The following is a 26,234-nucleotide window of genomic DNA, read 5'->3' as shown; positions in this document are numbered from 1 at the left end:
TTTGTATATGGATAATATCTATTACAATAGCGTACAATTCCTAAATCAACGAGGCATAGCCCCTTCTGGAGAAGGCGTCCTTTTCCACTCAATCAGCGCAGAGATCATACTTTCGATCGTTGCTTCTGCGGCCATCAGCGTTACCTTCAGGCCAGCTGCTTCTGCCGTTTTGGCAGTCACTGGCCCGATGCAAGCAACCTCGACATTCTTTAACAACGGTAATGGATCTTGGAGCCCCATCCGTTTAAGCATATCCATGAAGTTCGTAACCGTTGAAGAGCTCGTGAACGTCACCGCGTGAATACCGCCTTCTTCGAGCAGCTTCAGAAGTTCATCATCATCCTCACCCGCGAGTACGGTGTCATAGGTGATTGCTTCTGTGACCTCAAGTCCACGTTCCTTCAACTGGTCAGGCAACCAGGATCGTGCCAGATCACCGTGGGGAAGCAGCACTTTCTGACCTTCTTTCAGTTCACTCTCAAAAGCTTCCAGCATACCTTCCTGCTGAAAAGGCCCTTTGACCACTTCGGCAACAATACCGTGCTTGCGCAAGGCCTCGGCAGTTGAAGGTCCCACCGCAGCAACTCTTGCTTGATGCATGGCCCGGATATCCTTGCCTTGCTCTTCCAGGTGACGGAAGAAAAACTCCACACCGTTTACGCTCGTGAAAAATACCCAATCAAATGTATTTAACGCACCGAAGGCATCCTTGACACTTTGTTTTGCTGTTTCACTCGAAGGCATAACGGTTTCGATAACTGGAAACTCATACGGTTCACCACCAAGTTCCTCGATGCGGTTCACCAGTTCACTCGCCTGACTGCGAGCGCGCGTCACCAGAATTCGTTTGCCGAACAACGGTAGTACCTCAGCCCATTTCAATTGCTCACGTTGATTCACCACTTCCCCCACAACAATGACTGCAGGCGGTTGGAAGTTGGCAGCAATGACCTTGGCTTCTATATTTTCAAGCGTACCCACAAGGGTATCCTGCTCAGCTCTTGTTCCCCAACGAACCAGTGCGACGGGTGTCTGTGCCGGACGGCCATGACGGATGAGCTGTTCACTGATATAGCCGATTTTGGCTACACCCATCATAAATACCAGTGTTCCCGTTGCGTTCGTTACTTTATCCCAATGAATGCTGCGATCCAGCTTGTCCGGGCTTTCATGCCCTGTAATAATGGAAATGGATGATGCATAATCGCGGTGGGTCACCGGTATTCCGGCATAAGCAGGCACACTTATGGCTGCGGTAACCCCAGGCACGATTTCAAAAGGAACGCCGTTTTTGCGCAGCAGGTCTGCCTCTTCGCCGACGCGTCCAAATATCGTTGGATCTCCGCCCTTCAGCCGAACAACCACTTTCCCTTCAAGGGCCAGATCGACGAGCAGCTGATTAATCTCTTCCTGTTTCATCGTGTGACGGTCAGGCCGCTTGCCTACGTAAATCTTCACTGCGCCAGGCTTCATCTGTTTTAACAATCTTGGACTGGCCAACCGATCATAGACTACAGCATCTGCTTTGCCGATAGACTCCCATCCTTTTACCGTTATCAGCTTAGCATCCCCTGGACCTGCTCCTACCAAAAAGACCTTTCCCACCATGTCCTCATCCCCTAACTTCTGCCAGTATCTGCTCTGCTCCCCGTTCAATCAATCTCCACGCTACTTCTTCTCCAAGACGTACCGGATCTGTTCCGGTCAGAGCTTCTTTAAGGATCAGTCCGCCATCCGGCGTACCAACCATACCCGTTAATTGTAACGTGTTTTGCCCATTCGGGGAATCTGTATCTTGCTGACGATTCCAGACGGCATGAGCACCGATAGGCACCTGACATCCCCCATTCAATACACTGAGGAATTTACGTTCTGCCATAACAGGAGAAGCGGTCTCCGGATCGTTATATAGCTTCAACAGATGAAGCAGCTCCGCGTCATCCTCACGGCATTCAATTCCCAATGCACCCTGGCCAACGGCAGGGAGGCAAGCCTCTTCGGACAGATACTCAGTAATCCGATCCTGCCAGCCCATTCGATACAATCCTGCAGCAGCTAAAATAATAGCATCGAGACCCTCCGTCTCGAGCTTGCGAAGACGTGAGTCAATGTTACCACGCAGCGATTCGAGCTGCAGATCCGGGCGGTATGCCTTTAACTGACTGGAACGACGGAGACTGCTTGTCCCCACTCTCGCCCCTTCTGGCAATTGATCCAAAGATAGACCTCCATTGGAAATCAATGCATCACGCGGATCGGCACGGCGCGGAACAGCACCGTTGATTAATCCTTCGGGCAGTTCAGACGGCATATCCTTCATGCTATGCACAGCCATATCAATGGTACGGTCCAACATGGCCTGTTCGATCTCTTTGACAAACAGTCCTTTGCCACCGACTTTGGACAGCGTTACATCGAGAATCAAGTCTCCCTTCGTAACGATCTTATGTACTTCAAAGTCAAATGCTAAACCTTCCCGCTCACAAATGCTTCGTAAATCCTGAATTACATGTCCTGTCTGTGTCAAAGCCAGTGCGCTTTGTCTGCTTCCCACTTTAATTGTACGCATGTCTACAGCTCCTCCTGATTACGGGATATCCAGTTCCCGATTTCTTCTTCTGTCCACCACTGAAATTGCCCTGCACGGATATCCTCCAGCACATTCATCTCAGTCAATCGCCGCAGTAAAATGCTTCGCACACGCGAAGACGACACACGTGACTTCACTTGAATCCTCATCTGATGCAGAAATTCAATATACGTCTCGTATTCTTCGCCAAATTGCTGCTCCAGTGTAGACCGAATCTCTGCAGCAGCTGCCGGTCCTGCTCCAGCAGTTGAGATGGCAATGCTCAATCTTCCACGCCTGACCACACTCGGGGTGATGAAAGCACTGTTCTCGGAAGACATTGCATCATTCACCAGTATGCCCGCATCGTTAGCTTCCTGTACTACCTGTGCATTGACTTCAACGTGATCCGTTGCTGCATATACGAGAAAGGCCCCCCGCAAATCACCTTTGCGGTAGGACCGGGCTATCCACTCAATTCGGGAATCCTGATGCAGTTGTTTCAGCTCCGATGTGATTTCCGGACTAAACACCTTAATATGCGCTTCGGCGTGAAGCAAACCTTTGATCTTACGTTCGGCAACACGTCCGCCCCCAACAACGCAGCAGATTTTGCCTGAAGTATTCACATATAACGGCGTATAGCGATCCATAGTCCTCACTCTCCTGTCCAACGATGAAACGCTGAATACGCATTGGATAAAAAGCTCATAATGACAAAACCATATCCAATCAATGTCCATCTTGCCATGATGATGTTGGAAAACTGCTTTCTCTGCTTAGAAACGAAATAACCGATATAGATCGCGATAGCGAGACCTGTTGCAATGACTTTCAGATCCAAAAGCAGATACCACCTGGTCTCAGCGACAATGGATAATACGGCCAGCACCACGGAGACGCCAAGTAACGGTGTTCCGATCAATGTTGCGCCATCCATATATTTGCCAATGACTTCAAGACTCGGCATCCGCCGCATCGTATCATTCCATTTTTTGTTTTTCAATTTACGATGCAGGAACAGATACAACATGGCGAAGACCGCAGCTACCGTGAGGGCTGCAAAGCCCAGATTTGCCAGCGTAATGTGCATGATCAGCAGCCCGTGAACGGTCTGCCAGTTATGCAGCGAGATCTCCCCAGCCGTAAACCACAATCGATTCAGTACGGTAACCGAGAAGCCCACAATATTCAATAACAGGATGACAAATTCCGAACGCTGGACACGTATCATCCCCAGGGACATCAATACAATACTAAACGAAAAGATAAACAGAAAATCGAACGTTGTATAGATCGGAAAATGGCCCTCGGTCCACATTCGCAAAATCACATGAACGACCTGAAGCAGCCAGACAACAACAAGAAACCCTGTGCCCGTTCGCTTCGCCCCCGCATTCCGTCGAATGCAGTCCGAGAAATAGAACAGAAGGCTCAGGGCATACATATAGATCAGAGCTTCATAGATTTGTTCAGAAAGGGTCAAGCTGTTCACCCGCCCTTATACACTAGCCGGAGCATAAGCCGGCATTGCGTCTTGCCGGTTGTCTTTAAGATGAACGGCGGCCGGTTTACCCAAGGCCGAGGCATCGCTTTGGTTTACTTTTTCTGCGGCCGTCTCCACTGCATCCTCCAAGGCAAAAATTTGGGTGAACATGCGTAGTGCTTCATCTCCATGCTTGCCGCCAGCCATTTCCTTGATCCGGTTGATCGGATCTGTCGTCATTTGATTCACGATGCTTTTGGTTAAACGACGGATAACCTTACGCTGATGTTCGTCCAGCTCAGGCAGTTTATTAAAGAGACTCTCCATCGTATCTTCATGAATGGAAGCTCCTTTCTCCTGCAATGCCCGAATCACCGGGCGAACGCCTAATGTTTTGAGCCAGTGATAGTAGTCTTCCATCTCCAGTTCAATCATTTTTTCGATTTTGGCCGCTTCCACCTTGCGCATCTCCAGATTGCTCTCCACGATTCCTTCCAGATCATCAATATCATAAAGGAATACGTTGGATAACTCTCCGATGGCCGGATCAATATCCCGAGGAACCGCAATATCGATCAGGAATAATGGACGTGATTGACGGCGCTTCATGCTCTCACGGACAACGGAAGCATCCAGAATATATCGCTCTGCACCTGTTGAACTGATGACAATATCAACCTCACTCAGTCTCTCCAAAGCCTGCTCCATCGTGCAAGGGGTTCCCCTGAACTTGGCAGCCAGCTCCTGAGCCCTTGCAAGAGTTCTGTTCGCTACAATGACCTCTGAGGCTCCATTGGCGTACAGATGTTTGACTGTCAACTCACTCATTTTGCCCGCTCCAAGAATAAGTACCTTCTTGTCCGTAAACATGCCAAAAATACGTTTCCCCAGTTCAACAGCGGCGTAACTGACCGAGACTGCACTTTCCCCAATGGAAGTCTCCGAATGTGCTCTCTTGCCCAGAGTTACCGCCTGTTTGAACAACATGTTAAACCAGGTGCCTGTCGATTTCTCTTCCTGGGCAGTGAAAAAGGCCTGCTTCACCTGTCCAAGAATCTGTGTTTCACCAATCACCATGGAATCCAGCCCGCAAATGACACGGAACAAATGGCGAATGGCTTGATCATCTTCATATATATATAAGTGTTGCGTAAATTCTTCCCGCGGAACATTAAACCATTGTTCCATAAACGTACGAATAAAATAACCACACATGTGAAGACGGTCTACCACAACATACAACTCGGTACGGTTACATGTGGCTACGATTACACCTTCCAATACACTCTTGGTCAGCTTGAGCTGCTGCAGCGCTTCAGACAAGTCTTTTTCTGCAAATGTGAATCGTTCCCTAACCTCTACAGGCGCCGTGCGATAATTCAAACCAACTACAACGATGTGCATTGCAAGTTCACCTGCCTAATAAATTTCCAATCAAAGTGTTTTCTACATATCTCCATCCATTTATGCTTGACATGGTTAATTATATCACACATCATGACTGCGACCGGGCCATTTTTATGAAATGTTTATGAAATCCCCATGTAGATTATCCTATGCATTGTCATTTATTGTAGTGTCTCACCAATCTTCTCCGTTATTCGTTCTTCAAAACATTAAAACAAATAGTCATGGAATAATTCCATGACTATTTATAATTCGGGATCATTGCTTCATTCCCGATATGTGAACATTACTCATGTTTATCTACATCAATTAGACCAGTTCGATAGGTTGCATGGTCGGTGTTACGACCTGCAGTTCACCCAATCCACGCACCAGTTTCTTCGCGTACGTTTTCTCCGGTTTCAAAACGGATACCAGGTAGTCAATGGCCAGCTGTGGGTCTACCGTTTCACCACAAGTGTAGCAGTCAATCGCCGCAAACCCTCTCTCAGGATACGTATGAATGGAGAGATGGCTCTCTGACAATAGCACAAGCACTGTCGCTCCTTGTGGCTCAAACTGCTTGGATTGCACGGACATTACTGTCGCACCACATGCCTCTGCAGCTTCAACCAGTTGGGCTTGCAGATACTCTGCACTGTTCAGTAGATCAAAGTCGACACCCCAAACATCAACAGCAACGTGTCTTCCGAAAGTTGAATATTCCATCCTTCGGTTCCCCCTTCCTAGGAATAAAATGTTTGAAAATTTCATCCGCTAGGACCTACGTCATTCACTTCCCGAGGGAAAAACCTCTCGCAACATATAATGTCATGAGTGAATCCTGGTTCCTATATTCTTTTCAACGAGAATAAAAATAACATCTATTTTAAAGGAATGCAACCCTTTTTTTACAGTTAAACAAATAAATTATTGCCAGCCTAAATGAACGCATTCTTCACAAAAAATCCCCTTCGAACCTGAACCGGCAAGTGCCTGCGATCAGAATCATTAAGGGGATGGATCAAGCATTTATAGTCTTATAACGGGCATCTTAAGGTTCATTAAGCCTCAAGTTCAAAGAGCCGTTTTTGATGTCGAGCAAGTCTTGCATCAATCTGATGAAGCTCTTCAGGAACGGATGTATGAATCCTAGTATCGAGAAGTGTGTCCACCTCTGCATATAAGCGGTTAATTTCACGCTCAACATCCCGAGCCTGGAACTGACGCTGTAATTCAAGCAATGTGTTTTTGTATTCATAAATCAGGCGGGTATTTTCCCCGTTTTGTTCTACTATTTTACGAACAGAGCCTTGAGCATAAACATACGTCATGGTGAATTCTTCATAAATCCGATGAACAACGCCGTTACCCTTAAAGGTCATAAAGAGTTTTCGGACAACGTTGGTCAGATGATGGTTTACCAGACGGCAAGACAACTCACAGATGTAAAACCCTTTCTGACGGTCAAAAGGAAAATGAACTTCCTCTCCACTGACATCTGCAAGCACAATTTCCTGACAACCATTATCAAGCACCTTAACCCGGTGATGAATCCGGCCATCGTCCGACATGCGCAAAAACTGATGCATCTGGGGTTCTGACAATTTAAAAGTGGCATTAACATACTCTGTGGCTAACCGCTGAGCCATACAAATCTCCTCAATTCTTCCCCGATTGTTTTGCCTTCCTGCTTATGGGCAGTCATCTCAAAATTCTTCAGGCCGGCAAAGCCGGTATTTTTGTTCCTGTGGCATGAACGCACCTACATTCATTATACACCACCGCCAAACCAATATGCTCCAGAACAAAACAGTGAATTCTCATAAAATCCCATGAAAATACGGATATAATCGATCATTCATTCTTTATTCAGCCAGCTTACTCCCTTTTCCGCATTAACATGGCACAATCTGCCTGCTCATTCATTCACTTCGCTGATCTCTTCTGGTTCAGATTCGTCGGAAGCAGATTGTCCAATACCTGCGTGGCGTGTGATGATCTCCCATAATTCATCTTTACCCAGTCCTAATTCGGATGAAAACGGTACAAACAAGTCTCCTGGACGCAGATCGAGCGCTTGCTTGATGACTTTGATATGTTTGGCTCTGCGTGTCTTTGGAATCTTGTCCATTTTGGTTGCTACGACTACCAATGGCAATCCGTGATGGCGAAGCCATTCATTCATCATCTTGTCATCCTTGGAGGGTTCATGTCTCATATCCACCATTTGCATGACAAGCTTCAATTCCTTGCGGCCGAGCAGGTACTTCTCCATCATTTTACCCCAGGCAAAGCGCTGCTCCTTGGAAACTTTGGCGTAACCGTAACCCGGAAAATCGACAAAGTATAAATCCTGATTAATTTTATAATAGTTCAGCTGCTGCGTTTTACCCGGTGTCGAACTTGTTCGTGCCAGATTTTTGCGGTTAATCAAACGATTAATCAGAGATGATTTGCCCACGTTTGAACGTCCCGCCAAAGCAATCTCCGGCAGGCCATCATCAGGATATTGTTCAGGCCTAACGGCACTGATAATAAATTCGGATTGGTTTACTTTCATCATATATCTGTCCTCTCTGGATCTCTTGTTCTTGCATTAAAAGCCAATAAACGTATTATGCCTTGGATCATTGTTCTATCATACCAAAAAAACCGTTCCAGCGGACGCCGAAGCTTCCGCAGAACGGTTCATTCTTCATACGCTCCCTTGGTTAACCGGATCTACAGGTGAATTCCTGTCTGTTCCACGAGTGCATGCTGCAGCACCTGATCCATATGGGCGACTGGGACAAATTCCACATCTTCCTTGATGCTGTCCGGAATGTCCCGCAGGTCCCGTTCGTTATCCTTGGGCAATAATATTTTTTTGTAACCGGCGCGATGTGCTGCCAGTGATTTTTCCTTCAAACCGCCGATAGGCAGCACACGACCACGCAGCGTAATCTCACCCGTCATCGCAATGTCTTTCGACACATGTTTGTTCGTCAATGCAGAAATCAAAGCTGTAGCCATCGTAATTCCTGCAGAAGGTCCATCCTTAGGAATGGCTCCCTCAGGTACATGGATGTGGATATCATTCTTCTCATGGAAGTCAGCCGGAATGCCTAACTGGGCCGCTTTGGACCGGGTATAACTGAAGGCTGCCTGAGCGGATTCCTTCATGACATCACCCAGTTTACCAGTCAATGTCAGTTTCCCTGTTCCAGGCACAACCGTGACTTCAATAACAAGCGTATCTCCACCTACTTCGGTCCATGCAAGCCCGGTTACGGTACCAATCTGGTCTTCCAATTCGGCCATGCCGTAACGGAACTTGCCAGGTCCAAGATAGTCCTTGATTTCATCCGGTGTGATATTGATCTGACCTTCCGCACCAGATACGATATTTTTAGCCGCTTTCCGGCATAATGAAGCCATCTGCTGTTCCAGATTCCGCACGCCAGACTCGCGGGTATATTCGCGAATGACACGAAGCAGGCTGTCATCACCAATCTCCAGCTGTTCCTCTTCCAGACCATGATCACGCTTCTGCTTCGGCAGCAGATAGTTTTTGGCAATCTGCAGTTTCTCGATCTCCGTATACCCAGGAATATTGAGCATCTCCATCCGATCGAGCAGCGGGCGAGGAATGTTGTGCACCGTATTGGCGGTCGTAACGAACATGACGTTGGATAAGTCAAAAGGCAGTTCCACAAAGTGATCGCTAAACGTACTATTCTGTTCAGGATCAAGTACCTCAAGCAGCGCTGCAGATGGATCCCCGCGGAAGTCAGATGCCATTTTGTCGATCTCGTCCAGCAGGAAAACGGGATTAAGTGAGCCTGCCGTTTTCATTCCCTGAATGATACGCCCAGGCATGGCACCTACATACGTACGACGATGTCCACGAATCTCCGCTTCATCCCGCACCCCACCGAGGGAGATTCTTACAAACTCCCGGCCCAGCGATCTTGCGATCGAACGGGCAAGTGACGTTTTCCCTACCCCTGGAGGACCAACCAAGCAGAGAATTGGCCCTTTAAGCTTTTTGACAAGCTTCTGAACCGCCAAATATTCAAGCACACGCTCTTTTGGTATTTCCAGACCGTAATGATCGGCATTCAGCACATCTTCGGCTTTTTGAATATCCAGATCATCCTCTGTCATCTCGCCCCAAGGTAGAGCCAGCAGCCAATCCACATAGTTGCGAATGACCCCGCCCTCAGCAGAGCTGGCAGGCATTTTCTCCAGTCGGTCGATCTCTTTCTCGACCTTCTCCTTAACCTTGTCCGGCAGACCAAGCGTCTCCATCTGGTTACGGAGTTCCTCAACCTCACCTGCACGGCCTTCTTTTTCACCCAGTTCTTTTTGAATCGCCTTCATTTGCTCGCGCAAATAATATTCCTTCTGGGTTTTCTCCATCTGCTTCTTCACACGCTGGCTGATTTTGCGTTCAAGCTCCAGCACTTCACGCTCATTATTGAGAATGTCGAGAAGTTTCTCCAGACGTTCGCGAACATCAATGGTCTCCAGAATCTCCTGTTTATCCTTGATTTTCAGGGACAGGTGACTCGTGATCACATCAGCCAGTCGGCCCGGTTCTTCAATATCGGACACAGCGGCAAGTGTCTCGGGTGTTACCTTTTTGGACAGATTAATATAATTTTCGAACTGGTTCAGAACCGTACGCATCAGAGCATCCGTTTCCGGATGGCTATTCTCTTCTTCAGGCAGTTCCTGTGCCAGCACTTCGTAATATTCCTCGTTGTCCGTATATTCAATGATTTCAGCCCGTTCCAAGCCCTCCACCAGAACACGAATCGTTCCGTTTGGAAGCTTCAGCATTTGTCTGACCTTGGCTACGGTTCCGATTCTGAAAATGTCTTCTTGTGTTGGTTCTTCAATATTTACCTCGGCTTGGGAACATAGGAGAATCAAATGTTCTTCTACCATCGCTTTTTCTAAAGCCTTGACCGATTTCTCCCGGCCCACATCGAGATGCAGTACCATACTCGGGTAGACGAGAAGTCCTCTTAAAGGCAGTAAAGGAAAACGACGACCTTTCGTTTTGCTCGGTCCCATCGCTTTCGCACCTCCAATGGCTCTCAGGTTGTAGTCATTCATTATTCTATCAAATGTTCACATAAAAAACCAATTGAAGGGAAGCGCTTAGCAGCTTCCTGAATCAGTAACCTGTCCCGGACGGGTCAGGTCAGCACGTAAAAATGAAGCAGATGCTGGAGGGAAAATCTCTGCAGCGGGTGCTGCTGGCTCATCTGCGTGCTTCAATTGCTCCGCCTGCTGAGAATCAGGCACCCAGGCAAATACCTCACGAAAAACATCCTGAACCGTATCTACCGGAATGACGCGTAATCCATCCAGATTCTCAAAAATGGACTGCCAGTTTTCGGCAGGAATAATAACGGTCTTGGCTCCCGCCTGAAAAGCAGCCTCTACTTTGGCGAGTACGCCGCCAATCGGCTTCACCCGACCATGAATGCTGATCTCCCCAGTCATCGCTGTCTCATGATCAACAGGACGTCCCTGAATAGCAGAGACAATTGCCGTAGCCATCGCAATGCCGGCCGATGGACCGTCAATTGGTGTTCCTCCCGGGAAGTTGATATGCAAGTCATAGTCATTCGGACGAAGTCCCATGGCTTTTAACACGGTGATCACATTTTCAACCGAACCTTTGGCCATGCTTTTTCTCCGGAGTGTACGCGAACCGCCTCCAATCTCTTCCTCATCCACCACGCCAGTAATATTGATTCGGCCCTGATCTTTGAGCACAGGCACGGCAGACACTTCGATCTCAAGTATGGTGCCCATATTCGGACCATATACGGCCAAGCCATTAACAAAACCAATTTGTGGCTGCTGAGGCACCTTGCGATCCGGACGCGGCTGGATTTGGCTGCTGCCAGCCACCCACTCGACATCCGAGGCCTGAAGGGTCTCCCTTTTTTCAGTGAGTGCCAGTCCGGCAGCAAGCTGAATAATATTCACTGCCTCTCGTCCATTCGTGGCATATCGCTTGACCACTTCAACGGCATCCGGACAAGGACTGAAGCCGATTTTTTGCACAGCGTCCTCAGCAATTTTCCCAATCTCTTCCGGCAATAGTGGTCTGAAATATACTTCCATGCAGCGCGAACGAAGCGCTGGAGGCAGTTCATGAGGCGAACGAGTCGTCGCTCCGACAAGACGGAAATCCGCTGGCAGGCCATTTTGAAAAATATCGTGGATATAAGCAGGAGTATGCGTGTCTTCCGAGTTATAGTACGCACTTTCCAAAAAGACCTTGCGATCTTCCAGTACTTTGAGTAATTTATTCATTTGAATGGAATGCAATTCACCGATCTCATCGATAAACAACATGCCCCCATGGGCTTTGGTCACGGCTCCCGGTTTCGGTTGAGGGATACCCGCAACCCCCATGGCACCTGCTCCCTGATATATCGGATCATGTACCGAACCGATTAAGGGATCGGCAATGCCGCGCTCGTCAAAACGGGCAGTTGTCGCATCCAGCTCCGTAAACTTGGCATCTGGTTTGAACGGTGATGATGGATTTTTTTTGGCTTCCTCCAGGACCACCCTGGCCGCTGCTGTCTTCCCAACTCCGGGAGGCCCATAAATGATTACATGCTGCGGATTTGCACTGCACAAGGCAGCCTTGAGAGCACGCAAGCCGTCTTTTTGCCCCACGATATCATTGATACTAGCTGGACGTGTCTTCTCTGCGAGTGGTTTCGTAAGTGAAATGGAACGCAATTTACGCAGTTTCTCCAGCTCTTTGCGAGACTCGCGCTCGACGGCACTGCGATTGGTTTTCTGGCCCCGAAGCAGATTCCAGAAATACAAACCAATCACCACACCAAAAAATAACTGTATCAACATGAAGACCATGCCTAAATCACCCATATCTTAACATCCTCCTGTTCTTCTGACTGTTCCCTACGGAATCATACTAATACATGGTAGTATAGCCGTTTCACCAACAGGTAAACGGTCCAGGTAGAATTTATGGATGTTAAGATACCAAGAGCCCGTCATTGCTGACGGGCTCTTGGTTAAGCATATATGAAACGATCAGTGCGAACGTCCAGGAATTACTCCTGTTGTTTCATAGGTTTCGACGATTTTATCGATTTCCTTTTTCAATTCCTCTACCATGATTTCCTCAGGGACTTTACGGATCATCTTACCGTGACGGAACAAGAGACCTTCTCCGCGGGCACCGGCAATCCCGATATCCGCTTCTTTCGCCTCACCTGGACCATTCACCGCACATCCCAGTACAGACACTTTAATCGGCACCTTGAGTTTGGAGATATACTCTTCCACCTCGTTGGCAATAGAGAAGAGATCAATGTCCAGACGACCGCAGGTCGGGCAAGAAATCAACGTAGCGGCATTCGAAATGAGCCCAAAGGTTTTGAGTAGATCGCGTGCAACCTTGATTTCTTCTACCGGGTCTGCGCTGAGCGAGATCCGCATGGTTGAACCAATACCCATGGAGAGCAGTGCACCCATACCTGCAGAGCTTTTAATTGTACCCGAGAATAGCGTACCCGCTTCCGTGATTCCCAAGTGCAAAGGATATTTAATGATCTGAGCTGCCTTGGAATACGCTTCAATCGCCATCGGTACGTCTGATGCTTTCAGTGAAACGATAATATCATGGAAATCGAGTTCTTCCAGAATACCAATGTGATACAATGCACTTTCTACCATAGCATCAGCTGTTGGATATCCGTACTTCTCAAGCAAATGGTTTTCCAGTGAACCCGCGTTAACCCCGATCCGAATGGGAATACCACGTTCCTTACATGCTTTCACGACTTCTTCCACTTTAGCACGTTTACCGATGTTGCCTGGATTAATCCGGACTTTATCGATGCCGTTCTCTATCGCAAGAAGAGCAAGTTTATAGTTAAAGTGAATATCTGCTACAAGCGGAATGTGGATGCGTTTCTTGATTTCTTTAATGGCTGCAGCAGCTTCCTCATTATTGACGGTTACACGTACTATTTGGCATCCTGCTTCTTCCAATCGCAGAATTTCCGCAACGGTAGCCTCAACGTCTGCCGTTTTAGTAGTACACATACTTTGGATAATGACTTCATTACTGCCACCAATCGTTATATTCCCTACTTTTACGGGACGTGTATCTTGTCTTAAATACATGAGTGATTTCTCTCCCCACAACGTCAAAGCTCCACCCTGACAGAGACATGAATTCGCCTTCTGCCAAAGTGGAGAACTGACAAGTCTATATTTCAGAGCTGAGCAGAAATGCCACCTTCAGTTAGGCACTTTCTTCCTGCTTATCGTCCTTCGATTGGCCAAGTTCAGGCACAACTCTTTTCTCAACGACTTCTTCGGTAATCACACAGTTCGTAACATCTTCACGTGAAGGCACTTCATACATGATTTCAAGCATGATGCCCTCAATGATTGCACGCAATCCCCGCGCACCTGTGTTACGTTTGATTGCTTCTTTTGCAATCGCGAGCAATGCACCTGGTTCAAACACCAGATTTACATTGTCCAGTTCAAGCAATTTTTGATATTGCTTGGTCAGGGCGTTTTTTGGTTCGGAAAGAATCCGTACCAGTGTATCTTCGTCCAGTGGCTCCAAAGTGGAGATGACTGGTAGACGGCCTACAAATTCAGGAATCAGACCGAATTTCAGCAAGTCTTCCGGCAGGACCATACCCAGGTACTCACCCGGTTTGAGGTCTTTTTGTTCCGCAACGGTATTAAAGCCAATGACTTTTTTACCGATCCGGCGTTTGATCATTTGCTCCAGACCATCAAAGGCACCACCACAAATGAACAGGATATTGGTTGTATCAATTTGGATGAATTCCTGATGTGGATGCTTACGCCCACCTTGTGGTGGTACAGAAGCAACCGTTCCTTCCAGGATTTTCAGCAATGCTTGTTGTACCCCTTCACCCGATACGTCACGTGTAATGGACGGGTTCTCGGATTTGCGGGCTACTTTGTCAATTTCATCGATATAAATGATACCGCGCTCTGCTTTTTCCACATCATAGTCAGCAGCCTGGATCAGCTTGAGCAGAATGTTCTCTACGTCTTCACCGACATAACCAGCTTCAGTCAATGAAGTCGCGTCAGCAATAGCAAAAGGAACATTGAGGATTTTGGCCATGGTTTGTGCAAGCAACGTTTTACCGGAACCTGTAGGTCCGAGAAGCAAAATGTTACTCTTTTGCAGTTCAACGTCCTCGATCTTGCTTTGAGTATTAATCCGTTTGTAGTGATTGTAAACCGCTACAGACAAAGACTTCTTCGCTTGATCCTGTCCAATAACATATTGATCCAGAATATCGCGGATTTCTTTTGGTTTCGGTATATCTTTGAGGTCCAGTTCTTCGTCATGACCGAGCTCTTCCTCAACGATTTCGGTGCAAAGCTCGATACATTCATCACAAATGTAAACGCCTGGTCCAGCGACCAGCTTGCGCACCTGTTCTTGAGATTTACCGCAAAAAGAGCATTTCAGTTGCCCTTTCTCATCGTTAAATTTAAACATGAAACCACCCCTTTAGGAATTGATCGGTCTGCTGAGCACCTGGTCAATAATGCCGTACGCTTTGGCTTCTTCCGCACTCATGAAAAAGTCACGGTCCGTGTCCCGCTCAATTTTCTCAAGGGGCTGACCTGTACGATCGACGTATATTTGATTCAGTTTCTGACGTGTTTTAATAATCCATTCGGCGTGGATTTTAATATCCGCAGCCTGTCCTTGAACGCCGCCAAGCGGTTGGTGAATCATCACTTCGCTGTTGGTCAGCGCATATCGTTTACCAGGAGCACCGGCCGTTAACAACAACGAACCCATGCTTGCTGCCATCCCTACGCAAATGGTAGATACATCCGGCTTGATATACTGCATCGTATCGTATATACCCATCCCTGCGGTGACAGAACCACCAGGTGAATTAATGTACAAGCTGATATCCTTCTCAGGATCGTCGGCTGCCAAAAATAAAAGCTGTGCTATGACAAGATTGGCTACATCGTCATCAATCGCACTGGTTAGAAAAATGATGCGATCCTTCAGCAAACGCGAATATATATCGTAAGACCGTTCGCCTCGATTGGTTTGTTCCACAACCATTGGCACCAGACTCATGAGACCAACCTCTTTTCTACATGTAATTAGACATAGGCTACCTGTAAAGCAAACCCAAATTCATTCTAACACGTTCCTGTGACAATGTCATTTTTCACAAGTAGTGTCAAGCATAAGTTAGTTTACTTTTTAGCCTGATCATATTTAACCATGTTTTCTATGTATGTGCAAATCGAAGGAATCCTATGCCGTTTAACCTCATTTTATTTGCATGAACTACACAGGAAGCTTGAAGCGGTATAACCCTATCCAACATTATAACCATCCATATTATTACTGAATCATCTATAAAATGGATGCCATAATTTAAAAATAAGGCACGCAATGATTCACGTGCCTTATCCTTTATTCAGCTGCTTGTTGCCTCACAGCTTGTCTTATTTTTCGTCAGATTCTGCAGCAGCTTCTTCAGCAGGAGCTTCAACTGGCTCTACAACTTTGCTGTTCTCAACGAGAACATCAATCGTTTTGCGCAGTTTAACTTCATCGCGAAGGCTGTCGAGGGAACCATTGCTCTCCAGAATGCCACGAATCTCTTCAGCAGGACGCTTGTAGGATTCAGCCATTTTTTCGAGTTCTTGGTTCACTTCTTCATCAGATACTTCGATGTTTTCCGCTTTACCTACAGCTTCAAGAACCAGGTTGTTGCGAACACGTTTGGAAGCATCGTCTTGCATCTGACCTCTCAGGTCAGCTTGTGTTTGACCGGAGAAGCTCAGGAACATTTCCAGGTTCATGCCTTGGTTGCGCAGACGGTTGTCAAAATCACGCATCATGTTTTGTACTTCGCTGTCAACCATTGCAGAAGGGATGTCCACTTCAGCATTTTCTGCTACTTTTTCTACTACCGCATTTTCTTGAGCTGCTTTGAACTCATCTGCTTTGCGGGATTCGAGTTGTGTTTTCAGATCAGCTTTGTACTCTTCCAGAGTATCAAATTCGCTGACATCTTTCGCAAACTCATCATCCAGTTCTGGCAGTTGTTTGCGTTTGATTTCGTGTACTTTCACTTTGAATACCGCTTGTTTGCCAGCAAGTTCTGCTGCGTGGTAGCTCTCTGGGAAAGTTACTTCAACGTCTTTGAAGTCGCCTGTGGACAGACCCACAACTTGCTCTTCAAATCCTGGGATGAATGTGTTGGAACCCAGTTCCAGGGAATAACGCTCAGCTTGTCCACCTTCGAATGGTACGCCATCAACGGAACCATCGAAGTCGATAACTGCAACGTCACCGTTTTGTGCAGAACCTTCGTCGATTACAACGAGTTCAGCGTGACGTTGTTGAAGACGCTCAAGCTCTTCAGTTACTTCTGCTTCTGTTACTTCGCCTTTAGCTACAGCAACTTCGATTCCTTTGTAGTCACCCAGGGTAACTTCAGGTTTCACCGTTACTTTCGCTTTGAACTTGAATGCTTGTCCTTTAGCGAATTGTTCGATATCTACATCCGGACGATCTACCGGGAAAATATCCGTTTGGTCGATAGCTTCTGTGTAAGCTTCAGGAAGCAAAATGTCGATTGCTTCTTGGTACAAGCTTTCTACACCGAAACGAGCTTCGAAGATTGGACGTGGCACTTTACCTTTACGGAATCCAGGCACGTTCGCTTGTTTTACTACTTTATTAAAAGCTTTGTCGAGTGCTGCAGTTACACGATCTGCACCAACTTCAACTTCAAGAACCCCAAGGTTCTTCTCTATCTTTTCCCAAGTTGCTTTCATTGTATACTTTCCCCTCCAAAATTCACATGTTCACGTAGGCGATCACGTACAAAATAACCATTTTAGTATAAACAAGATTACATTCTTTTTCAAGGGGAATCCCTTGATGCGGTTTGAGGTAAACGTTTCCGGCCCTTATTGCCCCCCCAAACCTGCAGAAACAAACTGCTTCATCGAACGATATGCCTGCTCCAAACGGAAGCGCATCGCTCCAGTTACAGCATACATTGAACGGGTATCTTCTTCGTCGTGGGAGCCTCCCAGGCTGTCTGCAACGGTCATATGTAATGCTGCTGCCCATATATCTGTCATGGAATCATTATCTTCCAGCATGGAATCGTAGTCTCGGGTTCCATACACCGCCATGACAAACTGGATCCAAAGTTCCTGAGCAAAATAAAAGAGTGTCGGCTCGTGAACTTCCGTCTGATCGGCCACTCGCTCGAGAATGCGCACGATCTGAAGCGGGAAATCCTCCGGGCGCAGAGGGACCGTATCAATCTCCACTTCAACCTGCTCTTCCCCTCTTGTGAACGTGATGAAGCCCTGCGTACCGCGACGCCGCAAGGTTTGCAACACCCGGAACTGCAACAGTGGATGAAGAGACTTTTCGGTCAACCAGCTACTGAGTGCCTCATCGATCTCCGGAAGTTCAAGATAGGCGAGCTGCTCCAATGCAAGCATTGTTTGTTCGGATAGCGGTTCTTCCATTACTGTTCGAAGCAGCTTATCCGCATATCCTTGGTCCTGCTCCAGCTTGGACCTGGCATGCTGACGTGCCATATCTTCCTCACTGATTTCCTCTTCTTCTTGTACATCTGGGGCAATAGAGGAATCTTCCGCGTAATGAGGGAACGCAGCTTCAAGCCACTCCAGCAGAGCCCGCCATTCATCATAATGACGTTCTTCCTGTCCCTGACATTGCAGCAGGAAGCGGAGCAGATTCATGGCTTCCCCATATCGCTCGTTTTCAAGCATGACAGTTAATTGAATCTGGTAATAGTCCAGCGTCTTAGGAAACAGAACAATATTGTTAATGTGCTCGTTTTCCGGGGTCGTGGATTCCTTGATAGGAGCACCTCCTCTATATCCTCAATCTCCAGTCGGAATCAACCATAAATAGATGTATATTAAACGAATTTCGATCTATTTTCTGAGTTCTCCTGATATTCTAACATAACCTTAAATATAATGAAAAAAACGTCCCCTGCCGCCAAACATCATATACGAATAAGTTATTTAAATAAAATGTTTGATATTCATCATTATTTATGATAAAATCATTTTTGCTTGAAAAATTCATGTCTCAGTAGCTCAGCTGGATAGAGCAACGGCCTTCTAAGCCGTCGGTCGGGGGTTCGAATCCCTTCTGGGACGTATTAAGAAAAGCTTCCTTCGGGAAGCTTTTTTTGCGTTCTGGGGATGAGAACCCCATTGGTTCGTCGGAGCATCCTCTTCGATAGCACCACTTCGCAGTCTCGACTGCAAGGAGAGTATCCCTTCTGGGACGTATTAAGAAAGAGCTTCCTTCGGGAAGCTTTTTTGCGTTCTAGGGATATGTTCATCCAACTTCGTTGCCCAATGTTGACACCGAATGTTATGCTTGTTGGTATACGTATGTATCAAAGTATACATATTAGAAAAAAATAAATAACAGGAGATTTACCTATGCCATCCTCTTTACATCAACATTCGCCTGACCATGCAGTTGCGGATAACTCTACAGCGTCCGTGAAACTCGGACTTCTCCTTACAGGCATCATCCTGATCGCAGCCACGATGCGATCGCCCATTACAGCGGCAGGGCCTATCGTTGATTTAATCCGTGCTGATACAGGGATAAGTCATACCATGGCGGGATTGCTCACTTCACTGCCACTGCTTGCTTTTGCGGCAATTTCCCCCTTTGCCCCGCAGCTGGCAAAAAGATTCGGTTTGGAGGCCGCACTGCTGACCGCTATCATTATTGTAACGTTTGGTATTGCACTACGTTTTTTGCCGTCCGTCCCTGCACTTTTTGCTGGCACAGCCATCCTCGGATGTGGAATTGCACTGAGTAACGTTTTACTCCCCAGTTTGATTAAACGGGATTTTCCATTACGCGTAGGACTGGTTACTGGCCTGTACTCCGTTTCCATGAATATATGGGGTGCCATCGCCTCGGGAATTAGCGTTCCGGCAGCAGGATTCACCTCTATGGGTTGGCATGCTTCACTTGGAATGTGGGCTGTGCTCTCCATTCTGGCTCTTATCCTGTGGCTGCCCCACGTTCGTAACGGACGCCGCGGAGAAGTCTATGTAGCATCCCGGAACACTGAGAAACCGGTACGACTCATCTCATCTTCACTCGCTTGGTATATCACGCTGTTTATGGGGTTACAGTCGTTGATTTTTTACTCGACCATTACCTGGCTGCCCGAAATTTTGTCTACGCAGGGTTTTAACCCATCTTCTGCAGGATTGATGTTGTCCATGATGCAGATGGTCAGCGTTCCAGTGACGTTCGTTATCCCCATCTTGGCTGGGCGAATGAAGGATCAACGCGTGCTGACAGCCATCACCTGTACGTGTCTCATTTTGGGGTATGCGTTCCTCTTAAGCGGGATCTCATCACTGGTGACTATCGGAGTGGTTCTCGCTGGTATCGGTGGCGGGGCTTCATTCGGTCTGGTTACGATGTTCTTTGTACTTCGGACTGCGGACGCAAGACAAGCGGCAGGATTATCGGGAATGGCTCAATCGTTCGGATATATGCTGGCAGCGGGAGGCCCCTTGTTGTTTGGACTAATTCATGACTGGACGCATGGCTGGACCATTCCATTGCTTTTGCAGGTTGCACTTGCCATCGTATTGCTGATTACAGGCATTATGGCCAGTAAAAATAGATTAATTGGTGATTCATGAGATAGATAAATTCCAAACAATAAAAAGGGACCCTCCGTAACGGAAGGTCCCTTTTTTATCTTTAACTATGCGATATGCCCTATGCTCATTAGATTTTGCCCAGATGTTCAAGTAGGCGGTACAGAATAACCGATACCTGTGCGCGGGTTGATGTGGCTTTGGGAGCAAATTGATTACCGTTCATCCCTTTAACCAGACCATTCTCTACCGCAAAAGCTACAGCGGATTTCGCTTCATCCGAGATCTGATCTCCGTCTTTGAAATCAACAGATGCCGGTCCTTGTTCCAGCTCCAGAGCATCTGCGATCATTAGAACCATTTCTTCACGAGTCAATTGTTCCCGTGCACCAGTCTCTTTGCTGCGTACTTCCCAATCGATACCCGTTCCAAAGATTCGATCGAGCAGCGTTGCAAATTCTGCGCGAGTAATGGTGCTATTAGGTGAAAATGTATTTGCATTAATACCTTTAGTGATTTGTTGAGATGCAATTACTTCGATTTCATCTTTAGCCCAGTGATTAATAATATCCCCGAAAGTTACGTCATTTTCAACCGCAGCATAAGCTCCTGGCTCTGTAACATTGAACTTCAATTGCCCTTGTTGAGACACATCCGACAATGATGCAGGCTGCCATAATTCTTCTGTTGTTTGGTGGTAAGCAATGACTTTGCGCGGATCTTTCACAGACTTTGCATCATATTTCAAAGTAAGCGTAATGTTGTGCTTAAATGTGTCTTTATCCTGATCTATGGACACGATTGAAGAAACATGCTTCTCATTCTGACGGCCCTTTTGCTCTTTTAATACATGCAGTTTCAAACTGAAGCCGCTTGAAGAGATGTAGTCCGTTAGTGAAATTGCAGGAATAGACACATTAAACGCTAGACCTTCAAGAACCAAGCTTTTGCCAGCTGCTTGAATCTTATCAGCTATAGATTTATTTAATGTTAGTTCCACTTGACTATACTTCTCAAATTCTATAGCGGATAGATCCAGCTTCACTTCTTTTCCATCACCTGATAATTGTGTATTGATAGCCGTTTCGGAAAGTGCAGCTGTAGCTTGGATTGTTCCGTCCGTATTTTTCTTCTCGGTTACAGATGCATCCCCCTTTACAGTTGGCGATGGCGTTGGTGTTGGCGAAGGTGCTGAGCTTGATCCACCTGAAGAACCAGAGCCTGGAGATGGTGTGCCAGGATTAGGCACTTGCGGATCAGGATCTTTTTTTACAGTTAAAGCGGTCGAAGATGTTCCCACCAGCCCTTGAAGATCCTCTATAGTGATTTCCACACTATATTTTCCTGCCGGCAATTCTCCAAGACTAACATTAAATGAAGCGTCTGAATCTACTTCAAAGTTCCCTTCTGTAATCTTCTTATCAGTAGAGTCTTTGACGATATAACCTGACTTCAAGGATTTTGTTACGTCAAGGTCATAATTCCATCCACTTTTAAGAGCAGGAGCAACAGTGAAGTACAGGTCTTCAACCGTACCTGCAAGAGAGTTCGTACCTGTTTGCTTTATTTCCAGTTTTTCAGGCACTTTTACCACCGGTGCTTCTGTTTTTACCAAAAATGGAGGAGTATCTTCTACATACGTTTTGCCGTCTGTGCCTATAGTTGTAATATCAATGGTGTACAAACCGTCAGGGATTTCCATTACTTCTTTTGTAGTGTAATTCACAAAATTTCCAGTCCAAGCCAAATTGTATCTCGTGTTGGATTTGAAGTTATTATAATCTCCATAAATATATCCAATGTAACCATCCTGATTAGGACCGGCCTCCATGTCAATTCCATCGAAAATTTCAACCACCGCAAAGTTCATTGGATTGTGGAACTCCATCGCTACATTCAACGTATCCAGTGTGCCATCTTCCTTCAATGGATAATGGAATGGATTCGTTTCATTACCATACTTCGTTTCAATGTATTTCACACCGGCCTCTGTAACATTGAAGTGAGCCACGTACGGTAAGCTGTACGTTTTCGCTCCATGACTGAACTGAAGATACCCTTGGGCTTCTCCAATAGTAGTCACGCCTTTTGGAACCGTAATCGTCACCGTTACCTCTTCTTCTCCATTCAATTCAAAGGACGTCTTATCAACAGAAACCGAGACACCATTAATAGTACGAGTAGGATTGACGGATACAGAATATTCCCCGCCTGTCCCTTTTAGTGACTGTACTTTGAGCGTTTTGCTGACCGTTTTTCCGTCTGTACTCAGGAAGTTTCCGAAATTGACACTGCCTGTAATGTTTTCTTTTTCTACTGCCTCGCCGTTCTCAGTATATTTCGTAACATCCATGACTTTAACGAAAGTCTCAGGATCAATCGTCTCCGTTGCCTGTATACGTCCAGCACCTTGATCGAACACATCATAGTTCTCTGTATTCAGTACCTTGGCATTGTTCATAAGGGCAACTTTGATATCAAAAGGAGTCCAATCCGGATGTTTTTCGATCAGCAATGCAATTAGTCCGGCTACATGCGGAGTCGCCATGCTTGTTCCTGATTTACGTCCATACGCTTGATCGTAATCCGCACCAGGCTCATCCTTGCCATACGCAGGAATGGTTGACAGGATGCTGGTTCCTGGTGCAACAATGTCAGGTTTAATGTCCAGTGTTACCTTGGCTGGTCCTCGGGAACTTGAGGAGTTCATCTCATCTCCCTCTGTCATGTCTTTGACGAAATCACTGAAGCTGACTTCAACGCCTTGACCAGCATCGAGCTGAGCTTTGATAGCTTCTCCATCTTCCTTGCTCATGCTCAGGGTAGGGATAAATTCAAAATCATCCCCTAAACTAACTCCAATTGGCCCAGGAATGTTATTGTAAACAATAACCGCAATCGCCCCGGCCGCTTTGGCATTGGCAATCTTATCAACGAAAGCCAGCTCCCCACGCTGGATGAAAGCAACCTTGCCGTTCATATCTTTTCCTTCAAAATCGGTTGGTTTGCCCAAGCCGGCGTACACCAAATCGTATTGTCCATTCAACACCGTTTCCGGATCCTCCGCTAGATTCCAGCCCATCACATCCAGGCGATAGACTGACTCTGTAACGGTTAGTGGATTGGTGTCCGTTTCAGTTGGAGCTGCGACTTCCTCCTCTTCAGCAGGTGCCGCTTCATCCGTACTAGGAATAGTTGTATTTTGTTCTGTTTCCAAAGTAGTCTCTGCTTGCTCTACTTGTGGGAACGCATCTTCGCCCGCTGATTCAGGTTTTTGAGCGGTTGGCTCTTCCGCATCTGGTGTGCTAGCAGGAATATCTTCCTCTGAAGTCTCTGGAGCTCCAGCTCCTGGTGCTATTCCCAGTTCAGGTGATTGTTCAACCTCAGGTACCGGCAATTCTTCAGGTAGTATACCTTCACCTTCCTCACCGATCCAAAAATGTGTTTCGGCTGTGATCATTTGACTAGGCCCCGTAGAGTTACCGACCGTGATTGCCATAGCCGATGCTCCCGGAGAACCAAGTGTGTAACGGTTCGGGCCTTCGTTACCACTTGCTACCACTGCAGTCACACCTGACAGCATGGCATTATTGAGGGCAACCGAAGTAATGTAGCTTGGATCATTTGCCAAATTCCCCAGTGAGAGATTGATGATGTCCATACCATCTTCAACCGAGCGATCAATTCCGCCCAGTACCCAAGCGGTTTGTCCGCTGCCATAAGGCCCTAATACGCGGTAAGCATAGATTTCAGCTTCAGGAGCAATACCAATAACCCCATAATCTCCAGCTTCACGAGCAGCGATCGTTCCTGCTACGTGAGTACCGTGGGATGTATAGTAAGAACTGCCTCTTTCGTTAAACTCGGGCTGTCCAGACACCTTCCACTCTTCTCTTGTTGCTTCATAAGGATCTTCATCATTATCAACAAAATCCCAACCACCCTTATAACCTTCTGTCAGATTAGGGTGCTCGTAGTCGATCCCTGTATCAATAACCCCGACTTTGATACCATTTCCTTTGTATCCCAAATCCCATACTTCCGGGGCACCGATAAACGGGGCTGTATCCTTCATATAGGGATTAACTTCATCGTTCTCTGGCGTTAATTCGATTTCAAGGTCAGGATACACACTGACCACACCTGGTATGCGAAGCAATTGTCCCATTTGGCTTCCATTCACTTCAATGGCTACACCATTCAGGGCGTATGCGTACTTTTCCAATACTTCGTAATTGATTTTGTTCTGAGTGAGGCTATGTACAAATGACTGTTGTTGTTGTTCGACCTTCGTCACAGCATTTGTTTCCATAGAGGAGGTAAATGACTTTCCTAAGAGGGTTGATTCGCCTTGCGCTACAGCTACGGGTTTGTTTGAGAGTTCAACGATCACTCTTGTTTTCTCGCCACCGAGACCTTCCAGCCTCTGATCCAAAAAAGGTTCTGCGGCAAGTTTCTCTTCCCGCTGGTCGAGGATCTCTCTCCACTGTTCGGCTTCAGCCTTGGTAGGCAAATTCCTGTCAAGCTGTACTTCTGCTGGAGCGGCTCCAGCCGCAGGCATGATGATGGAAAAAACCATAAGGACACTTAATAACATGGATATCAATCGCTTATTCAAGGCTATGCCCCTCCTTCTTAATATGAATACCTCACTAATCACTGGGACCTTGCCCGAACAAGTACTGCAATACTTGAGTAACCTCACCATCCTTTCCGCAAGAAGATTGACCCTTGGTAAATTATTCAACTAAAATACCGCATTTTCCTTCTAAATAATTACAGATATGATATAAAAATTACTTATATGGTTCTTGAGTAAGAGGAAAATAACGAAAGTGTATTTATTTGTCGATGAAGATATTGAATTTTGAACTAGTTCATAGGAAAAAAGACCACAATCCTCATTGAAGCATGAGAATCATGATCCCTGCAAGATACAGACTTTAAAGAGTGATGACCTTTTAAATTTCATTTAACAAAGCAAATAATATATTTATTTTACTTATCAGGTTTTACAGCCTCCACCCGCAAACGCTTATAATCCGCATAGATGGCATCATCTTTCCAGAGCTTGGGTAATACTATTTTACTTGTTTCAAGGCAAATCCCCTCAATTTGTTCCTTGCTTAGACCAGCAAAATAGTCCCCTCCAAAATGAGCTAACCACCCCTCAATACCCTTCTCCCCATCTTGAAGTTGGGTAGGACGATCGTAATGATAGGCCTGCCGAACCAGGAATCCCTTCTCTTCCAAGAGGGAGCTGTACTCACCGATTGTTGGAAAGTACCAAGGATTGCGATCTGCAGCATGAATTCCTGTTTTTTGTTCGAATACCATCTCCAGTGCATTCACTATGGTCTGAACGTTCCCCTTTCCACCAAACTCCACGACCAAACGTCCGCCAGGCTTTAGTGCATTCCATATGCTTTCTACGACAAGTTCAGGGTTCTTCATCCAATGCAATGCCGCATTGGAGAAGATTGCATCATAGGGTTTGCTTACCTTGAAATGATGTCCGTCCCCTTCCACAAATTCGAGTTCAGGGAACTTCGTTCTCGCCCGTTGTATCATGTCCGGAGAGGCATCCATACCAACCACCTCTGCATGTGACGAGGCAATTTCATGCGTCAAATCACCCGTCCCACAGCCTAAATCGAGAATCCGTTCTCCCTTTTGAGGTTGAAGCCATGAAATTAGACTTTTTCCGTATCCCGATACAAAGGCCAATTTGTGATCATACTTCTCTGCCTGCCATTGGTTGATTGATTTCATCGATACCACCGTCGCTTTCGTAATGATAAGGTTATTGTGGCACATCTGGACTTATTATTTAAATATATAATTTCTATTTCATTAATAGGTAAAACCTATATATTTTCAAACCTTCTCTTCACCCAACTTGAATTTGAGAAAACTAAAAACAGGCCACCATGATTGGAGACCTGCCCTATTTTGCATTATTTATGTTCTGGTGCGTAGAATGTGCCTTCCACCTCGACAATATCATCCTGATTCAGACGATCCACCTCAATGATTGTACGTGGCGGATATGGCCCTGAA

18 protein-coding genes and 1 tRNA gene are annotated in these 26,234 nt (G+C 46.5%); 2 read left to right on the top strand and 17 right to left on the bottom strand.

Going from position 1 to position 26,234, the window contains the following annotated elements; translation table 11 throughout:
* Nucleotides 1–45 precede the first annotated feature (45 nt).
* From cobA to CHI14_RS27985, 15 genes are all read right to left on the bottom strand, one after another.
* Nucleotides 46–1,608 (bottom strand): uroporphyrinogen-III C-methyltransferase, encoded by a 1,563-nt coding sequence (cobA, locus tag CHI14_RS28055; RefSeq protein ID WP_095293301.1) that lies wholly within the window; start codon nt 1,606–1,608, stop codon nt 46–48.
* A 4-nt stretch (nt 1,609–1,612) separates the two neighbouring features.
* Entirely contained in the window at nt 1,613–2,569 is a 957-nt protein-coding gene (gene hemC, locus CHI14_RS28050; RefSeq protein WP_095293300.1) for a hydroxymethylbilane synthase, read from the bottom strand.
* A gap of 2 nt (nt 2,570–2,571) precedes the next feature.
* Nucleotides 2,572–3,222 carry a precorrin-2 dehydrogenase/sirohydrochlorin ferrochelatase family protein gene (locus tag CHI14_RS28045; RefSeq protein WP_095293299.1) on the bottom strand — a complete coding sequence of 217 codons (651 nt, stop codon included), beginning with the start codon at nt 3,220–3,222 and terminating at the stop codon, nt 2,572–2,574.
* 5 nt (nt 3,223–3,227) lie between these two features.
* Nucleotides 3,228–4,055 carry a cytochrome c biogenesis protein CcsA gene (gene ccsA, locus CHI14_RS28040; RefSeq protein WP_371860025.1) on the bottom strand — a complete coding sequence of 276 codons (828 nt, stop codon included), beginning with the start codon at nt 4,053–4,055 and terminating at the stop codon, nt 3,228–3,230.
* 15 nt (nt 4,056–4,070) lie between these two features.
* A complete protein-coding gene (gene hemA, locus CHI14_RS28035) occupies nt 4,071–5,459 on the bottom strand; it encodes a glutamyl-tRNA reductase (protein ID WP_095293298.1) in 1,389 nt (462 codons plus the stop codon).
* 312 nt (nt 5,460–5,771) lie between these two features.
* Nucleotides 5,772–6,170, bottom strand: a complete 399-nt coding sequence (speD, locus tag CHI14_RS28030) for an adenosylmethionine decarboxylase (RefSeq protein ID WP_095293297.1) — start codon at nt 6,168–6,170, stop codon at nt 5,772–5,774.
* A gap of 335 nt (nt 6,171–6,505) precedes the next feature.
* Nucleotides 6,506–7,093 carry a non-ribosomal peptide synthetase module gene (locus CHI14_RS28025; RefSeq protein WP_095293296.1) on the bottom strand — a complete coding sequence of 196 codons (588 nt, stop codon included), beginning with the start codon at nt 7,091–7,093 and terminating at the stop codon, nt 6,506–6,508.
* 269 nt (nt 7,094–7,362) lie between these two features.
* Nucleotides 7,363–8,004, bottom strand: coding sequence for a ribosome biogenesis GTP-binding protein YihA/YsxC (gene yihA / locus CHI14_RS28020; protein ID WP_095293330.1), 642 nt, complete (start codon nt 8,002–8,004; stop codon nt 7,363–7,365).
* Between the two features lie 161 nt (nt 8,005–8,165).
* Nucleotides 8,166–10,505 carry an endopeptidase La gene (gene lon / locus CHI14_RS28015; RefSeq protein ID WP_095293295.1) on the bottom strand — a complete coding sequence of 780 codons (2,340 nt, stop codon included), beginning with the start codon at nt 10,503–10,505 and terminating at the stop codon, nt 8,166–8,168.
* 87 nt (nt 10,506–10,592) lie between these two features.
* Nucleotides 10,593–12,350, bottom strand: coding sequence for an ATP-dependent protease LonB (gene lonB / locus CHI14_RS28010; RefSeq protein WP_095293294.1), 1,758 nt, complete (start codon nt 12,348–12,350; stop codon nt 10,593–10,595).
* 168 nt (nt 12,351–12,518) lie between these two features.
* Nucleotides 12,519–13,616, bottom strand: coding sequence for a flavodoxin-dependent (E)-4-hydroxy-3-methylbut-2-enyl-diphosphate synthase (gene ispG / locus CHI14_RS28005; protein WP_095293293.1), 1,098 nt, complete (start codon nt 13,614–13,616; stop codon nt 12,519–12,521).
* Between the two features lie 121 nt (nt 13,617–13,737).
* Complete coding sequence (gene clpX, locus CHI14_RS28000; RefSeq protein ID WP_095293292.1) at nt 13,738–14,991, bottom strand: ATP-dependent protease ATP-binding subunit ClpX; 1,254 nt, start codon at nt 14,989–14,991, stop codon at nt 13,738–13,740.
* Nucleotides 14,992–15,003: 12 nt separating this feature from the next.
* Nucleotides 15,004–15,594, bottom strand: coding sequence for an ATP-dependent Clp endopeptidase proteolytic subunit ClpP (clpP, locus tag CHI14_RS27995; RefSeq protein WP_091001992.1), 591 nt, complete (start codon nt 15,592–15,594; stop codon nt 15,004–15,006).
* A 377-nt stretch (nt 15,595–15,971) separates the two neighbouring features.
* On the bottom strand, nt 15,972–17,312 hold the full coding sequence (tig, locus tag CHI14_RS27990; protein WP_095293291.1) for a trigger factor: 1,341 nt from the start codon (nt 17,310–17,312) through the stop codon (nt 15,972–15,974).
* Nucleotides 17,313–17,447: 135 nt separating this feature from the next.
* Nucleotides 17,448–18,290, bottom strand: coding sequence for a hypothetical protein (locus tag CHI14_RS27985; RefSeq protein WP_249281267.1), 843 nt, complete (start codon nt 18,288–18,290; stop codon nt 17,448–17,450).
* Between the two features lie 325 nt (nt 18,291–18,615).
* Here CHI14_RS27985 and CHI14_RS27980 point away from each other — a divergent pair.
* Nucleotides 18,616–18,689: transfer RNA gene (locus CHI14_RS27980), tRNA-Arg, on the top strand.
* 291 nt (nt 18,690–18,980) lie between these two features.
* Nucleotides 18,981–20,216, top strand: coding sequence for a CynX/NimT family MFS transporter (locus CHI14_RS27975; protein ID WP_095293289.1), 1,236 nt, complete (start codon nt 18,981–18,983; stop codon nt 20,214–20,216).
* Between the two features lie 88 nt (nt 20,217–20,304).
* Here CHI14_RS27975 and CHI14_RS30730 read toward each other — a convergent pair whose 3' ends face one another.
* Entirely contained in the window at nt 20,305–24,792 is a 4,488-nt protein-coding gene (locus tag CHI14_RS30730) for a S8 family serine peptidase (protein WP_283164016.1), read from the bottom strand.
* A gap of 380 nt (nt 24,793–25,172) precedes the next feature.
* Nucleotides 25,173–25,946 carry a class I SAM-dependent methyltransferase gene (locus tag CHI14_RS27965; protein WP_095293288.1) on the bottom strand — a complete coding sequence of 258 codons (774 nt, stop codon included), beginning with the start codon at nt 25,944–25,946 and terminating at the stop codon, nt 25,173–25,175.
* Nucleotides 25,947–26,234: the final 288 nt, after the last annotated feature.

Origin of the sequence: Paenibacillus sp. 7516, from assembly GCF_002272715.1 — a bacterium.
GTDB classification, from domain to species: domain Bacteria; phylum Bacillota; class Bacilli; order Paenibacillales; family Paenibacillaceae; genus Paenibacillus; species Paenibacillus illinoisensis_A.
This window is presented reverse-complemented; position numbering and strand designations above follow the sequence as displayed.